The organism is Halomonas halocynthiae DSM 14573 (genome assembly GCF_000425725.1).
Lineage (GTDB): Bacteria > Pseudomonadota > Gammaproteobacteria > Pseudomonadales > Halomonadaceae > Halomonas > Halomonas halocynthiae.
The window spans coordinates 17,651-33,482 of record NZ_AUDZ01000013.1 but is presented as its reverse complement, the minus strand read 5'-3'; the positions used below and the strand labels follow the sequence as shown (position 1 = coordinate 33,482).

At 54.8% G+C, this 15,832-nt stretch carries 14 protein-coding genes; 3 read left to right on the top strand and 11 right to left on the bottom strand.

Annotated features, from left to right (window positions below; all coding sequences use genetic code 11):
- From H616_RS0100155 to H616_RS0100145, 3 genes are read right to left on the bottom strand one after another with little or no spacing between them, the layout of a single operon-like run.
- Positions 1-1,242 carry a styrene monooxygenase/indole monooxygenase family protein gene (locus H616_RS0100155; RefSeq protein WP_027965539.1) on the bottom strand — a complete coding sequence of 414 codons (1,242 nt, stop codon included), beginning with the start codon at positions 1,240-1,242 and terminating at the stop codon, positions 1-3.
- 51 nt (positions 1,243-1,293) lie between these two features.
- Positions 1,294-2,082, bottom strand: a complete 789-nt coding sequence (locus H616_RS0100150) for an SDR family oxidoreductase (protein WP_027965538.1) — start codon at positions 2,080-2,082, stop codon at positions 1,294-1,296.
- A gap of 19 nt (positions 2,083-2,101) precedes the next feature.
- A complete protein-coding gene (locus H616_RS0100145) occupies positions 2,102-3,334 on the bottom strand; it encodes a dienelactone hydrolase family protein (protein WP_027965537.1) in 1,233 nt (410 codons plus the stop codon).
- Between the two features lie 222 nt (positions 3,335-3,556).
- Between H616_RS0100145 and H616_RS0100140 the strand changes: the two genes are divergently transcribed.
- The gene (locus tag H616_RS0100140; RefSeq protein ID WP_156906398.1) at positions 3,557-4,576 is read left to right on the top strand and encodes an AraC family transcriptional regulator; all 1,020 of its coding nucleotides are present in this window, start codon (positions 3,557-3,559) and stop codon (positions 4,574-4,576) included.
- A 204-nt stretch (positions 4,577-4,780) separates the two neighbouring features.
- The gene (locus tag H616_RS0100135) at positions 4,781-5,764 is read left to right on the top strand and encodes an AraC family transcriptional regulator (RefSeq protein ID WP_027965535.1); all 984 of its coding nucleotides are present in this window, start codon (positions 4,781-4,783) and stop codon (positions 5,762-5,764) included.
- Between the two features lie 148 nt (positions 5,765-5,912).
- On the opposite strand, the gene H616_RS0100130 is transcribed toward H616_RS0100135, so the two are convergent.
- The 7 genes from H616_RS0100130 to H616_RS15785 all read right to left on the bottom strand — a co-directional run bounded on the left by H616_RS0100130 (position 5,913) and on the right by H616_RS15785 (position 13,635).
- Positions 5,913-6,329, bottom strand: a complete 417-nt coding sequence (locus H616_RS0100130) for an acyl-CoA thioesterase (protein ID WP_035572201.1) — start codon at positions 6,327-6,329, stop codon at positions 5,913-5,915.
- Positions 6,330-6,623: 294 nt separating this feature from the next.
- A complete protein-coding gene (locus H616_RS13840) occupies positions 6,624-8,201 on the bottom strand; it encodes an indolepyruvate oxidoreductase subunit beta family protein (protein ID WP_084155615.1) in 1,578 nt (525 codons plus the stop codon).
- Positions 8,194-10,350 (bottom strand): thiamine pyrophosphate-dependent enzyme, encoded by a 2,157-nt coding sequence (locus tag H616_RS13835; protein ID WP_051233833.1) that lies wholly within the window; start codon positions 10,348-10,350, stop codon positions 8,194-8,196. Before H616_RS13835 ends, H616_RS13840 begins: the two co-directional genes overlap by 8 nt.
- 59 nt (positions 10,351-10,409) lie before the next feature.
- Entirely contained in the window at positions 10,410-11,729 is a 1,320-nt protein-coding gene (locus H616_RS0100110; RefSeq protein ID WP_240470503.1) for a TRAP transporter large permease, read from the bottom strand.
- A complete protein-coding gene (locus H616_RS0100105) occupies positions 11,726-12,247 on the bottom strand; it encodes a TRAP transporter small permease (RefSeq protein ID WP_035572197.1) in 522 nt (173 codons plus the stop codon). The genes H616_RS0100110 and H616_RS0100105 overlap by 4 nt, the downstream gene beginning before the upstream one ends.
- A gap of 1 nt (position 12,248) precedes the next feature.
- Positions 12,249-13,283, bottom strand: coding sequence for a TRAP transporter substrate-binding protein DctP (dctP, locus tag H616_RS0100100; protein WP_051233831.1), 1,035 nt, complete (start codon positions 13,281-13,283; stop codon positions 12,249-12,251).
- Positions 13,284-13,506: 223 nt separating this feature from the next.
- Positions 13,507-13,635 carry a transporter gene (locus H616_RS15785; protein WP_156906403.1) on the bottom strand — a complete coding sequence of 43 codons (129 nt, stop codon included), beginning with the start codon at positions 13,633-13,635 and terminating at the stop codon, positions 13,507-13,509.
- A 223-nt stretch (positions 13,636-13,858) separates the two neighbouring features.
- Between H616_RS15785 and H616_RS0100095 the strand changes: the two genes are divergently transcribed.
- Positions 13,859-14,641: a transporter substrate-binding domain-containing protein gene (locus tag H616_RS0100095; protein WP_027965530.1), complete on the top strand. Its 783-nt coding sequence runs from the start codon at positions 13,859-13,861 to the stop codon at positions 14,639-14,641.
- Between the two features lie 77 nt (positions 14,642-14,718).
- Here the strand turns inward: H616_RS0100095 and fba are convergent, their stop codons facing one another.
- Positions 14,719-15,783: a class II fructose-bisphosphate aldolase gene (gene fba, locus H616_RS0100090; RefSeq protein WP_027965529.1), complete on the bottom strand. Its 1,065-nt coding sequence runs from the start codon at positions 15,781-15,783 to the stop codon at positions 14,719-14,721.
- Positions 15,784-15,832: the final 49 nt, after the last annotated feature.

Genomic DNA, 15,832 nt, shown 5'->3' with positions numbered 1-15,832 from the left:
TTAGGCCTCCTGCTTGAGTTGCTCGTTGATCAGGTGACGGCAGGCTTGAGCATCAATCCACCAGGGCAGATAGTCGGGCGGGTTATCAAAGCCGTTAGCCAGCATTGCAGCGAGCTCCGGTGAGCGTTGGGCGGCGTCCAGGAGCTCGAGGATATGCTCTGCAGGTGGCAGTAGCAGGCTGTTGGTCCAGCTCACCACGTCCTTGGCATAGCGCCAATAAGTCTCGAAGGTAGCTTCCATCCAGTCCTGATCGAAGGGAGCTTCACCTCTAGCCAGAATGGCATCTAGGTAAACGCGACTGCATTTGGCACCGTTGTTGGAGCCTTGGCCAGTAATTGGATCGTTGACCACCAGAGTGTCGGCGATACCCAGTACCTTACGCCCTGATGGTAGAGTGGCTACTGGCTTTCGTACCGTTGGCGGGAAGCGTCCAGCGAGGATGCCGTTGTCATCGGTTAGCTGTATATCTTGGCAACGCTTTGCTTCCCAGGGCGCATAGGTATGCAGTAGCTCTAAGCTTTTGGCCAGATGTTGCTCGGGGGTGGTGACTTCTTGCCAGCAGTCCATGGGCCCGCCGGGAACACCTTCGAAAACCATGATTTCACAGGGGCCGTTCAGAGTTAACGATGGGAAGACAAAGTATTCGCCTACGCCGGGAATTATATTGAAGGCTACTCGTGAAAAGTCTTTGTTAGGCGTCATGCCTTGCACATAGGTAAGGGCTAGAGCCCGCTGGGGTTTGTCGAAGCGTGAGCGCTCAGCATCACGCTCGAACAAGCGAACGATATCGCCCTTGCCCGCAGCTATCAGCACTAGGTCGTGACTGACAGCTAGATCTTCTAGCTCCTCGATGCCGACGTCACAGATGATTAACTCGCCCCCAAGGCGCTCGAATACCTCCATCCAAGCAGGCATTTTGAGACGTTGATCCACCGACTGGGCGTATTTCTCTAAAGGGGCGGCCCAGTCTATTTGCTTTTCACCGGCGTGTTCTGAGTGGGGAATCGTCATGCTGATACCTTCCACTGGAGGGCACTCGCTCTCCCAGAAGTTCAGCTCTAAATCTCGTTCGGTCTGCAGTGCCTGATCAAACATGCACTGACTCGACATCACCCGCCCTTGGCGGATTTGCTCGCCAGTACGGTTTGAGAATAAGGTGACTTGGTAACCGTTTGTGAGTAAACCGATACCGGTCTGTAGGCCGGATTGTCCAGCCCCTACGATAGCAATACGTCGGGTCATGGGAATCTCCCCATTGGTTGTTATTGTGATAGCTTCATGGCCAAAATTAACTCAGCTAGCAAGCCGAGGGATTGCTGGTGTTAGTTGCTCTGGCCCCAGCGCTGAGTAACCGCCATCCACGGCATAGTCGGCACCAGTAACAAAGCTAGCTAGATCGGAGCAAAGAAAGAGCACAACTTGAGCGACTTCTGCTGGGTCTCCAGCACGGCCGAGTATGTGGAAGTCTCTAGCAACTTGGTCGGTGCGAGCTCGGTCGCCGCCGCTGACCTCTTCGATCAGTCGTGACCAGGTCCAGCCTGGTGATACCGAGTTGACGCGGATCCCGTCTTCGGCCAAGTCGAGAGCCATGCTGCGGGTCAACTGGCGCATCGCTGCCTTACTGGCTGGGTAGAGCCAGCGTCCTGTTTGAGCCACCTCTGCTGAGATACTAGTAAAGTTAATAATTACGCCCCCCCCGCGGCGGCGTAGAGCGGGGTGCACGGTCTTGGTGGCCATGGCGGCGCTGACCAGATTAATGTCCAGTGCTGTTAACCAGTCGGCTCGGGATGAGGCTAGGCCATCATCTAAATAGCTGCAGGCGAGATTGACCAGGATATCTACCCCACCAATTTCAGCCTCGACTTGCCCTACCGCCGCTTGAAGCTGATCGTCGTGGGTGATGTCGGTGGCGATAAAGCGCACCGCAGGCCCTAGCTTGTCGGCCAGGGCTGTTCCTGCGGCTTCATCGATATCGAGGATGGTGACCTTGCTGTTTGCGGCTACGAAAGCCTCAGCGAGGGCCTGGCCGATCAGCGTGGCTCCACCGGTAATGATGACACTACGTTCACACAGTGATTTCATGAGGCGCTTCTCCTGTCGCTTAGTGATTGGCGCTATTTGCCCAGGTGGGCATCAAAGTGTTGGACGGTCGTGTTTCATCAAGTAGCTTAGCGGCGGTCTCATGGCCAGCAACTGGTAACCCAGCAGGGTCTAATACCCCGATTTGCACCAGCAATGAGGCTTGGTCCCAGTAGATGTGTTCGTGGTAGAGCTTGTCTCCGCGAAACTTGACGATGGCGATTAAGGGGATCTCAACGTACTTCCCCGTGGGAGCGACCCCCGGCAGCAGCCAGTCGATCTCACGGTCATGGGTAAAGCAGAACAGCAGTTCATCGACGATTTGTGTGGCACCGACGGTTCGTGACAGGGGAACCAGAGTGGTATCGTCTGGGTTGCTATCAACAAAGTGGTGCTTGTAAAAGCGATATAGCTCCCTATACCCGACCCCTCCCGTTAAGGTTGGAATGTGATTCACATAGGGCTCGGCGACCATGGTAGCCATTGTGTCGTCCACGTTGCGGGTGGAAAACTCGTACTCACAGTGCTTATCCCATAGTGCCGACAGGTCATAGTGGGGGCCCATTGCCTTGCGGAAAGCAGCTACCGAGCGCTGGTGGGCCATGAGCGCTGAGGGCTTGTGGTAGTGCTCTGAATGAGGGCGGGCAAAGGCATGATCCACACCCGAGTATAGATACAGCTCGATATTATCCTGCTCGCCCAGGGAAGCTTCTATCGCCTCGCGGGCGGCGGCGGGACAATATTCATCCTGTTCGGCGAAGTGCAGCACTAGAGTCCCACGGATGTTTTTTGCCTCGTCCAGATGGTTCTCGATTCCCATGCCGTAGTAACCCACCGCGGCATCTACATCACAACGACAAGCCGTCAAATAGGCCAGACGGGCACCGAGACAGAAGCCCAGGGCACCTACGGCACCACTGCACTCTGGACGCGACCGTAGGGTCTCGACAGCAGCGGCGATATCTTCAATACCGAGCTCCTGATCGAAGCCTTGAAATAAACCAAAGGCACGTTGCCAATCCTCCGGGGTATAGTCTAATTCAATGCTAGGCGCCTGACGCCAGAACAGATCCGGTGCCAGCACCACATAACCCTCTTCAGCGTAGTAATCGGCGATTTCACGGATGGTGGCATTAACACCGAATATTTCCTGCAGCAGCACAATCCCGGGGCCGCTGCCGGAGGCGGGAACGGCCAGATAACCAGTGAAGTTTCCGCTGCCATCCGCTGCCTTGATCTCGATAGAAGTGCCCATGTAGATACCTTTCGTTGTTGTTGGCGGGTCATTGCTAAAGTCCACGCCACCACCTTAGGCAAGGTATCGGGTCCCTCACGATCCGCTGAGCGCGCTCACTATCCGTTGAGTGCAGAAAGTGCCTTGTTACGACGCGAATCAAGAAAAGCGCCCTTTATACTGCAAAGGCATTGCGTTGCTTTTTTTTGGCGCAGGCACATAACAATAATTAGTGAGGCCCCCATGACTACGCATAAGTTATTGCCTGGCTGGCTGAAGCGAGCCCTGATAGACGATCACCAACGCCTAGTGTTTCGTTCGAGCGCTGCGGAAGAGGTGCAGCAGAGTGTCTCTGATGTTTTCAAGCCCCACTGTCTCGAGCCTCTAAGCCGCAGCGGTCACCTCGCTGCTCGCTTACACTCGGTGACGCTAGGCCAAGTTTCCTATAGCCGCTTGTCTTATGGCAGTGCAGTACGCATCGATCCAGGGCGGCTTGAGGGGTTCTACCTGGTTCAGATGCCCCTTCGAGGGTTGGCTCAGATTGAAAGTGATGGCGAGCGCGTCGCATCGGGCGAAAGACTGGCCTCGGTGCTTAATCCTACGGTTCGCCTCAGGATGCATTGGGGCGATGATTGTGACCAACTGATGTTGCGTATCGAGCGTGACGCATTGGAGCAGTCTTGCGGTCAGTTCTTAGGGAGACCTTTGCGCTGCCCCTTAGTTTTTCACCCAGCCCTTCGCTGGCGTGACACCCCGAGCTGGTTCAATCTTATCGCCTATGTCACGCGGCTTCTTGGGGAGTCACCGGAGGCTGACCGAGACCCGCTGATTGCGCCTCAGCTAGAGCAGCTAATTATCCATACCCTGTTGACCACTCAACCTCATAATTACAGCGAAGCCTTGCGTCAAGGAGACAAGCGGCTCGCCCCACGGCATGTTAAAAGAGTTGAGGAGTACATTGAGGCCCATGCGCAAGACCCGCTAACGCCGGCTCAGTTGGCGTCGGTGGCTGGTGTTAGCCTGAGAACCCTCTATGCCGGCTTCCGAGACTTTCGCCATCAGAGCCCCATGGAAACCTTACGCCAGGTGCGTTTAGAAAGAGTCCGGCAGGCGCTGCTAACCGACACTGACACGGCGACAATCACCGACATTGCCATGGGCTGGGGCTTTACTCATATGGGCCGCTTCAGCCTCAGTTATCGTCAGGTATTTGGCGAATCGCCCAGCGAGACACTACGAAGCCGGTGTCTCGTCGGCCGGTAGCGAGCAGAAAGTCTGCGGTTTTGTCTTTATTCAGGCGGCTAAAAGCAATACTTTTAGACGAATAGCCATTGCTTCACCAAAGTGGCAAAATAACAATACGAGTTCGTAATGCGCACTTAAAGACGACATGCGAACAAGCCCTCGACCGCGCTACGGCCTCAAGGCCCCAAAATAATGATTACTGCGGCGAGGCTAGGAGGAAACATGACCGTACCTGTGACCCGACAACAAATCACCGCCGAGTTTCGTCATCCCGACTCGGCCTGCCGCTGGATGAGCCAAGTCAACGGCCCTCATCGTCTGGAAGTACCCCAACCGCGTCAGCTCAGCTTCCGCCACTGGGGTACCAGCCTTGGTAATGTCGCCATCGGTACCCTCGAATACGCGACCCGGGTGACTATTGGCATCGCCGATTTGACCCACTACTACAGCATCAGCTTGCCCCTGCATGGTTCCCAGAACTTCGAACTCCAAGGAAATGCCTTCGACTCGGATAGCGCGGTAGCGGCTATCATCTCGCCCAGCCAGCCACTGCGCCTGAGCATGGATGAGCAGTGCCAGAAACGCCTGGTACGCCTCTCCCGCCAGGCCATCGAGCACAAGCTTGCCCAGTTACTGGGGCGAAACCTGCATCGCCCAGTGGTCTTCGACTCCAGAATGCCGTTGAGTGGAAGGGCGCAGGAGTGGTGGCGGATGGTCGCCAACCTGCAGGAGATGCTCGCTGCAGAAGGGTCGCTCTGTGACCTGCCCGAGGTGTGGTACAACTTCGAGAACTCGCTGCTCACCAGTCTGCTTTACACCCAGCCACACAACTACTCGAAAGAGCTTCTGGATCGCCAGCAGGGCCGTCCGGCCTACCTCACCCACCTCGAAACCCTCTTTCTGGCGTCCCTGGAATCCCCACTGAGTCTGGCCGACCTGGAGCGCGCCGCCGGGGTCTCGCGGAAACGGCTCTATCGCGACTTCCACACCCATTTCGGAGTCTCTCCCATAGCCCACTTTCGCCAGCTGCGCTTCGAGCAGGTGCGCAAGCGCCTGGGACGGGCCACCCCTCATGAGAGCGTCTCCAGCATCGCCATGGAATGCGGCTTCCAGCAGTTGGGCCGTCTCTCCCAGGAATATCGGGCACGCTTTGGCGAACTGCCATCGGAAACGCTGCAGAAGGTGGCGCAACCGGCCAGGCAGTAGTAGATAAGCGCCGGCTCGCTACCCCTGACCAGCCGGCATCAAGGCAATCAGCAGCAGAAACAGGCACCCGCAGGCCTCCTATGCGGAGTTCTTCCTGGACAAGATAAATTACCAGGATTACGGCATGGGAGGTCTGTGAGTTTTCCCTTCAGCTTTCGATGAGTGAAAAATGCTGGCGCATAGCATCAGGCCAAGGCTGCGGCCGTCCGGTCGTCAGATCAATCAGTACCAGTGTCAACTGAGCCTTCAAGCGGCGCTGGACATCGCATGTTGCAGTGATCTCAAGCGTGAGGCTGGTTCGTCCCACGGCCTGGGGTATGAGGCGAAAGGTCAGCTTCTCGCCCAGTCGACTCGGTGCGTGGAACTGAGTCTCTAGAGAGACGGTAGGCACGCCTATACCCGATGACATCTGTTCTGAAAAGCTGCTGCCCACCTCGTCATTGAACCAGTCTTCTACGACCGCATTGATCATCTCGAAGTAGCGCGGGTAGAAGACGATGCCTGCCGGGTCGCAATGCTCGAAGCGTACCTTGCGTTGTACGGTGAAGCTAAGGTTTGTGCTCATGCCCATTCCTCGCTATGCGAGGCAGGTTTGTCGAGAGCATCATCGGCAAGCACCATAATATTATTTTTAATGGGGCCGCGCTGCTTCATGCTAAGGGAAAAACAGGACTCGGTAGGGCTACCGATAGGGCAGGTGATTCTCATAATTGCTCCAGCTTGCCATATCTAAATCATTTAAACTTTAATAAAGTGGGAGTTCTTGGGGGAGCGCCCACTCTCCAGAGTCTAATATAACCACTAAATAGCTAGGGCATCGTTAACACCAAGCCCTCTTTAGAAATAAACAATAAGTTTCCTAGAGCTGCTTCACAGCGATGCGTGAGGTGTTCGTGGTAGTGCCCATTTCGGGCTTCCACTCCCCCACATGCTGCTCCAAGGCCTCGCCCTTTTCATCGGCAAGAGCCGCTTGGCGAAGTTGATGGAGGCGCGCGGCAGCATCTGGTTCTTCGCCGAAGTTTTCGAAGCCCTGCATCACGGTGGTGTAGCTGGCGAAGCCCCGGCGGTGGGTATCGCCATAGCCTTTAACTAACTCTTGTGCCTTGATGACTTCCAGGGTGACATCTGGAGAGATGCTCAGCGCACGATCGACCGCGGCTAACCAGGCCTCGATACGCTGGCGCTCATCACGATAACGGAGGGTGCGCCGGCGCCAGCGTCGCAGGCTCGCTACGCTCATTAGCAGCAGAAAACCTCTAAGTCGCTGGGGACTGATGCGTCGCCCCCGCTGAGTTACTCTGGCCAGAGGACGGCGAACCCATCCGGTACGCATCACCCATCGTCCGAGGCCAACAGGCAGGGTATCGCAGACCTCTTCGACACGCGGGTGCATAAATTCTGCGGTATAGACGATCTGCTCCGGCTCTGCTTTGACTTCGTTGCGCACACGCTCTAAGCGGGATCGCCGTATCTTAAGGTCAGCAACACGAATGGTGTCTTCATAGCTCATCCAGAGCGCCAGATGGCGAGCCAACTCTCGTACGATGGTATGATCCACTTCTTTTTGTTGGATGCGTACCAGGCGCTGCTGCAATAGCTCCAGATACTCGCTGGCATAGGCGTGATCCTGATAGTCGATCAGACGAAGTACCCCCTCGCGCACCACCTGACATGCTTGTTTGGGAAACCGACTATCGACTTCGGCCATCATGATATCGACTTCAGATACTTTGGCATTGGGCGGGACACCTTCTTCCCTTGGAGAGCTGTCGCTCAGTTCGCTATAGGACTCGGCGCCAAGTGCCTGCAAAAAGCTTTTATCGAAGGCACGAAGGCTGGCAGCGACACCAATACCGCCATCGCGTATTGCTTGCTCGAACGCTTCACGCGGGAAAGGCAACACCTGGCTGCCGGCCAGGGCACCGAATAGTACGGCGCTGATTACGCTACGCTCGTGGCGTGCCATAGCCTCCATGTCGAATTCGATGATGCGCTGGGCATTGAGTTGCAGCTGCTCGCGCACAGGTCCAGAATAAAGGATTCCATTGCCCATGGCGCTCTTCTCGGTGATGCCATAGACTCGGTGGCTCGAGGCAATAACCGTGGTTCGCTCCGGTGTCACGAGCCCCCGTTCAAGGGCACGGCCAGCCTCCATGAATTCGGCGGCCAGCACGATATCGACATCGCCCGGAGAGGGCATCAGAGCCAGCACCGGAGCCTGGCCGACGCGCTTGGCCTCGGCTTCGGGAAAGAGTTCTAGATAATAGATGGTGGCGCCTGTGCGCTGGGCGACTCCGGGTACCGAGGTCGCCTGGGCCAGATATCCATTGCTCTCGGCAAGGTGAACGATCCAGTCGGAGAGCACTCCACCTCCTTGACCGCCCATCGCCATAATAGCTAGCGTGATCGGTCGTGTAGCTATGGTCGCGTCAAACATGGGCTTCTCCGGATAAATGAGCGGATAGGGGCAGCTCAGCCAGGCGTTTCTCGCGCCATGCCTGCAGACGGCGAATGATCCTCTGATGACAGCGATTCAACAGACGATCCCAACGGTTTGGGTTACTAATGACATCGGCACGATAAAAGGACGGGCAGAGTACGGCGGCGTGAGCCGCCTCACCACACAGGCCACAACCTACACAAGTGTTATCTACCTGAGCCACGGGGTGTTCACGCAGTGGGTCGGGGTTAGGCTGAATCGAAAGGGACGGACACCCGGATATACGAATGCAGGAGTGATCCCCGGTGCAAGTATCACTGTCGACACCAAAGCGCTGACGAACAACGCGTTTCCCCTCCCTGAGCGCCTGCCGTACCTTGGGCTTCTCTCGGCGTTGCCGATTCAGCATGCACTCCGACTGGGCGATAATCACCTTGGGCCCCTTTTCCCGGGTGGTCAGAGCTTCTGTGAGCGTCTCCTTCATACGCCGGACATCATAGGTGTGATCGACGACCCGCACCCACTTCACGCCCACACCCTTTACCGCCTGTTCAATCGGAATGTTGGTCTGGCGTATAGGATTTTCAGCGCGTGAAGAGGGAAGATCTTGTCCGCCAGTGGCTGCTGCGTAGTAGTTATCCACGATCAGCAAGACGTCATCATCGCCATTGTATACAGCATTGGCGACGCCGTTGGTGAGGCCGTTATGCCAGAACCCCCCATCGCCCATCACACTAATGGCTCGACCGCCCTTGGAACCATGGAATGCTGAAGCCGCAGAGGCCCCCAGACCATAGCCCATGGTGGTATTGCCGATATTGAACGGCGGAAGGATGGAGAACAAATGGCAACCAATATCGCAGCTCACATGGCGTGGCCCCAGCTCGCGCTCGACAAGCTTCATGGCGGTAAAGATGGGCCGCTCAGGGCAACCGGTACAGAACCCAGGGGGGCGAGGTGGTAAGACAAGCCCCTCATTAATAGCGGTGGGGAGTGCTTCGGGCTGGGCCAACAGATCCGGTGCAGCAGCGGAAAGAAAGCCGCGCAACCCCTCGATCATGACTTGGCCGTTGTATTCTCCCGCCTTGGGCAACACATCCTTACCATGTAGACGCGTGCCTATGTCGGCACGGCGCAGAATGCTGGCAAGGGCCTGTTCCAGGTAATTGGGCTGCCCCTCTTCAATCATCAGCACGGCACGCTTGTCGGCGCAGAATTCTTCTAGGTCACTGTCTATCAATGGATAGGTGACGTTGAGAACATGCAGGGGAATTCGGCTATTTCCAAAGGTATCAGCCAGGCCTAGACGCTCAAGTGAACGTATGACACTGTTGTATATCCCGCCCTGAAGAATCAGACCGATCTCGGAATAATCGCCAGGATAGGTTTCGTTGAGTCCATTATTTTTTATAAACTCAACAGCAGCTGGCCAGCGTGTATTTATCTTTTCTTGCTCATGCTGAAAACTTGCCGGTGGCAGAACGATGCGGCTAGTATCGCGAACCGGATTGGCTAAGGCGTCGTCAATGGTAAACTCGGGTGAGCGATTGTCCTGGGTCTGGAAGCGTCCATGAACGTGACAGGCACGGATGCGTAGTTCCAGCATGACCGGAGTATTGCTGGCTTCCGAAAGCTCGAACCCTTTCTCTACCGCCTTGACGATGGAAGGCAGATTAGGGCGCGGATCCAGCAACCAGATCTGGCTCTTCATGGCAAAAGCATGGGTACGCTCCTGCATAATGCTCGAGCCGTCACCATAATCTTCCCCAACGATAATCAATGTACCGCCGGTAACCCCCCCCGAGGCCAAGTTAGCCAGTGCATCTGAAGCAACGTTGGTTCCCACCGTGGATTTCCATGCCACCGCACCGCGCAATGGGTAATTTACCGAGGCGGCTAACATGGCGGCAGCAGCGGCCTCACTCGCGTTATTCTCGAAGTGTACACCCAACTCTTCGAGAATAGGTTGGGCATCGTGGAGCACGTCCATAAGGTGAGAGATCGGTGCCCCCTGATACCCTCCCACATAGGAGACTCCTGACTGTAGAAGAGCCTTGGTGACGGCGAGAATACCCTCACCTTGAAAGGTTTCACCTTCTCTCAGACGAAGCTTTTTAACTTCCTCAACAAACGCTTTTTCAGCCATTCTTACTTCCTTATTGCTTGGGGCTAAGGACCCTAGGCGTGAGTAATTTTATTTGTATTTCAATCCATCAGGCCTGGCAGACCGGTGGCTATCCAAGGCATTGAAACCACCAGCGCCAGAACAATCATCTGCAAGATCAAGAAGGGAAGTGCAGCCTGATAGACCTGAGTAAGGCGAATACCTGGTGGAGCAACACCCTGCATTACGATCAATAACAGCCCGAAGGGAGGTGTCAGGAAACTGATCTCCATCGCCACCAGGAACAGGATGCCAATCCAGATAGGATCGAGTTGAAGGGAAACTACGAGTGGCATGAAGAAGGGCAGGGTAATCATGATCATGCTGATCTGATCGGCAAAACAACCCAGTACTAACAGCACCAACAACATGCCAAGCACGACTATCAGCGGACTCAGATCCCAGCCTGTCACTACCTGCAGCAGACCGTTGGTGGCACCGGAAAAAGAAAGCAACTGGGAAAATGTGGTGGAAGCCACAAGCACGAACAGGATCATGACCGATACTTTGGCCGTTTCCATCAGCGACTTGCCAAGTGCCTCCACTGTCATCCGGCGGTAGCACATGGCGGCAATGGCGGCTGCAACAGCACCGAAAGCGGCGGACTCTGTAGGTTCAGCCCACCCGGCCAAAAGGCTACCCACCACCACCACGAAGATACCACTCAAGGGAAGCACATAGATGCAGAATGGCTGCCAGCGTTGCCATGAAGTAAGGTTGTCGTTGCCGTCATCTGCCGGTGCGAGTTCGGGATTCCTTGAGCAGCGGATCATCACGTACATCAGTACGGCAATTCCCATCAGAATACCCGGAATGATTCCTCCGATCAGCAACTTGCTAATGGAGATTCCAGCTAGACTTCCCAAGGTGACTGCCAGCGCCGAAGGTGGTATCAGCATAGCAATACCGCCCACTGCCATGATGGGGCCCATGGCAATAGTGGGGTGGTAGCCCCGTTTTAGCATATCCGGAAGCAGTGAACTTCCCATCATGGCGGTGTTAGCAATGCTCGACCCCGAGAGGGTAGCGAAGGCTGTGCCACCCAGTACTGAGACGATGCTCAGGCGACCGGGTACTCGTTTAATCAACAGCTCGATAGCCGTGATCGCCTTGTAGGCAAGGCCCGTGTGAAACAGGACTTCCCCCATGAGCACAAACAAGGGAATGGGAATCAAGGAGAAGCTGGTGATGGCCTCGGCACTGTTACGTGCCATCTGCATGACCCCCATTTCGCCGCCCATAAAGAGATAGGCACCGACGATATTTACCGCAATGAAAGCAAATACCACTGGTAGGCCTAGCGCCATAAGTAGGATGAGCCCTCCTACCAGCAGCAATAGTGCTGAATACCATTCCATCATCCCAGCTCTCCTGTGGCATAAGTGAGGCGCCACAGACGGCGCAGGAACTCAATGCTCAGCAGAGCAAAACAAGTGATCGGAAGAATGAATGTCCACCACTCCGGAAAGACGAAGGACTTGTAGACCATCGTCCCCCGGCTCAGATAGTCGGTACCAGTAGATAGGAGATAGTATCCGAAGCACAGGCAGACCAGCGCACCGAGCAGGTTTATACCCATTTCCAGAAATTTCCGGTATGACTTCGGCAGCACTTGCTGAAGAAGGTCAATTCGCACGTGGGCACCGTAATAGAGTACCCAAGGAGCAGCTAGGAAAGTGGCGCCCGAGATGGCATATTCGCTGCCTTCTACCGTGCCATAGATCGAACCAAACCCCAGGTTTCGGCTCAAGACATTGAGAACGATGACAATCGATACAACACCGATGATAATACCTGCGGACAAGCCACAGGTTTGCATGACATAGTGGTACGCTTTCTGCATCGGTGAACGTGCGTCTACCTCATCGACGAGAGCCATATTATTCACTGTCCAGCACCTCTCTCAGTCGCTCGGCATTGTCGGCATGCTCCTGAGCCAGACGCTCCCACTGCACCTCGTAGGCCATCTCGAGAAAGTGCTCTCGGACCTCTCCCTCTAGTTCGATCACCTCGATACCTGCTTCACCCTGACGGCGCTTCTCCTCGGCATTGATCTCTTCATTGAGGCCATTGAGCTCTTCCAGCCAAATCGCTTTCTCGGTGAGATAGTCGCGCTGTTCATTGGTTAGGTTGTTCCATGTATTCTGGTTAACCAGTACGCCGACCTCTACATGATAGAACCCCGGTTCGACGCGATAACGGGTGTGCTCCTGCCAGCCGAGGTCGAAGATGCCCTGAATCGGCCAGCCGTAACCATCTACCGTACCTCGCTCCAAGGCGGTATAGACCTCACCCGGCGGGGTCTGGGCCGCTTCCCCGCCCATAGCTTCGACGAATGCACGGTACACCGGCGTAACACGCATGCGCAGGCCATTGAGTTCGGGCCCGCTGATGGGCTCGTTGAGATACAAGTGGAAGCTATTACCGTAATTGGTATAGGCCAGGTAGTGAACATTCAGCTGCTCACGCCATATCTCCTGCAACTGTTCGAAGCGTCCCGTTTCCCTAAGCTCCTCTGGCGAGTAGCGCGTCAGGTTGAGGGCATGGGCAGCAGGTAATGAACTGGTGTAGTACGCCGAGGTAACGAAAGCCATATCGACCACGCTGTGGCTCACCGCATTGCCCACTTGGAAGGGAGGCATGGTCTCGGGACCACCGATGAAATTTATCTCAACCGGTGCATCGGGATCATTTCGTATCTCTTCGAGAAACATCTCGAAGGTATGCGGAATGGCAGTGCCAGAACTAAAGGCGCTGACGGTTCTTAGTGTTGCCGTATCGGCTGCAGCCTGACTCACTAGCCCCAGGGTAACCAGAGCAATCCCTATGGAGCGCAAGAAGCCATCATCGGGGCGGGTGTCGATACATTTCTCTATAAACGCCTGCCACTCGGGGAGGAAACGATATGCTGTCATCGGTCGTTACCGTCTTGTTGCTATTGTGGTACGACTTATCCTAGGCACTCCTCTCAAGCCCCGCTATGCAGTTCTTGCAGGAAGACCATGCATTTTTTTCCTACCCAGTGACCCGATATATAAACTAGTAAAAATTAAATATTTAAAGAGACGAAAGACCAAAGAGAAAGGCACCGCCGCCATCGCGAACGGTGCCTTTTAGAGCCCTAGTGCACTGCTTGGATCAGAACGGCAGGCTCGCTTTGAGCCAGAGTGAGTCGCCTTGAGGACGGTTTTTGACAGCGAATTCTCGCTCGTATTTGAGTGTCACGAAGGCACCTTGCCCGTTATCCCACTTTAGTGACGGGCCGATGGAGAGTAGTTTTCAGTCAGCCGCTTATGCCAAGCTGACCACTGACAGAGCATATAGCCTTTCTGAAAGCGGCTTTTCTGCCAAACTACAACCCTTGTCGCCGTACCTCTTTGCTTAGCTATGTGCCTAGCGATTGCTTTTTGAAGAAGTTCTCGGTTGGGCAGTTGTCGCGCAGAGCTTGGCTCTTGCTTATCCTTGTTAATAACGTTCAGGAATAAAAAAAATGAAACGACTGTACGCTCCATTGTTGGCCTCAGCTATGCTGTTGATAGCTGTTAACAGCTCGGTAATGGCTGATGAGCCACTTAAATTAGCTGTTGATATTCCTTTTGAGCCTTTCGAGTATCGTTTGCCGGATGGCACGTTGACAGGGTTTGAAGTCGAGCTTGGCGAGGAGGTTTGCCGGCGCATTGACCGCGAATGTGAGTGGGTTGAGCAGGGCTGGGATGGCATCATTCCTGGTTTATTGGCACGCAAATACGATGCCATTATGTCGTCTATGGCGATCACGGAAGAACGCAGGGACAAAGTTCTTTTTTCTGAGCCTTATTACAGTAACCCCAGCGTATGGGTGACTCAGCTAGGTGAGGAAGTCGATATTGAACAGAGAGAAAACCTTGAAGGGCTGAGTGTGGGTGTGCAGCGAGGCACAATTCGTGACCGTTATATCACGGATACCTATGGCGATATTATGGAAGTGCGACGCTATGATACGGCTGAGGATTTGGCGCTGGACATCAACACAGGGCGGCTTGATACCGCATTTATGTACTATCCGCTAGCGCTAGCTAACTTGGATGTTGAGAAGCCTGATAGTGAGGTGGTGGTTAGTTCGCCGCTGATCCGTGAGCCAAAAAGTTACTTTGGGCATGGGGTTGCGGCAGCTTTTCGCAAGAGGGATGGTGACTTGGCTGAGCAGTTCAACGAGGCACTACGTGAAATCAAGCAGGACGGAACGTACGATAAGCTGATGCATAAATATGTAGATTATGATATTAAAATATAGACTTTAGCATTTTAAAAAGGCGACCTGCTCGGTCGCCTTTTTGCGTTGCTGTTTTTGTGTAGCGATTTATCGCTGCGTTAGCGAACCTTGGGGTTTAGCTCACCACGCTCATAGCGCATAAACATTTTTTCCAGATTAATCGGTTTGATTTTGCTGGCGTTGCCAGCAGTACCAAAGGCTTCGTAGCGTGCAATGCAGACATCTTTCATTGCCGTAACCGTGGCTGACAGGTACTTGCGCGGGTCAAACTCGGCAGGGTTCTGAGCCATGAAGCGACGGACGGCGCCGGTGGATGCCAGGCGCAGGTCGGTGTCAATGTTAACCTTGCGCACGCCGTGTTTGATGCCTTTAACGATCTCTTCAACAGGAACGCCGTAGGTTTCGGGAATTTTTCCGCCGTATTCGTTAATGATTTCAAGCCATTCCTGAGGTACGGAGGATGAGCCGTGCATCACCAAGTGAGTATCAGGAATACGGGCGTGAATCTCTTTGATGCGTTGGATCGATAGCGTATCGCCGGTCGGTGGCTTGGTGAACTTGTAAGCGCCGTGGCTAGTGCCGATGGCAATGGCTAAAGCGTCAACATGAGTTGCTTTGACGAATTCAGCAGCTTCTTCAGGGTCGGTGAGCAGTTGCTCCATGTCTAGCTTGCCTTCGGCACCCACGCCATCCTCTTCGCCGGCCATGCCGGTTTCGAGGCTGCCCAAGCAACCCAGCTCGCCTTCAACCGACACGCCACAAGCGTGTGCCATCGCGACAGTGCGGCGTGTAACGTCGACGTTGTAGTCATAGTCAGCAGGTGTTTTACCATCTTCCTTGAGCGAGCCGTCCATCATCACAGATGAGAAGCCGAGCTGAATGGAGCGTTGGCAGATTGCTGGGCTGGTGCCATGGTCTTGGTGCATGACGACCGGAATATGTGGAAACTCCTCAACGGCCGCCAAAATTAAATGGCGTAGAAAGGGGGCGCCGGCATATTTTCGAGCCCCGGCAGATGCTTGAACGATTACCGGTGAGTCGGTTTCGTCAGCGGCTTCCATGATGGCGCGCATCTGCTCAAGGTTGTTGACGTTAAAAGCCGGGATGCCGTACTCAAACTCGGCGGCGTGGTCCAGCATCTGGCGCAGGCTGATCAGGGCCATGAAATCACCTCTTTTGCGTGTAGGGCGGCGTAAGATACCGCTCCGTTCA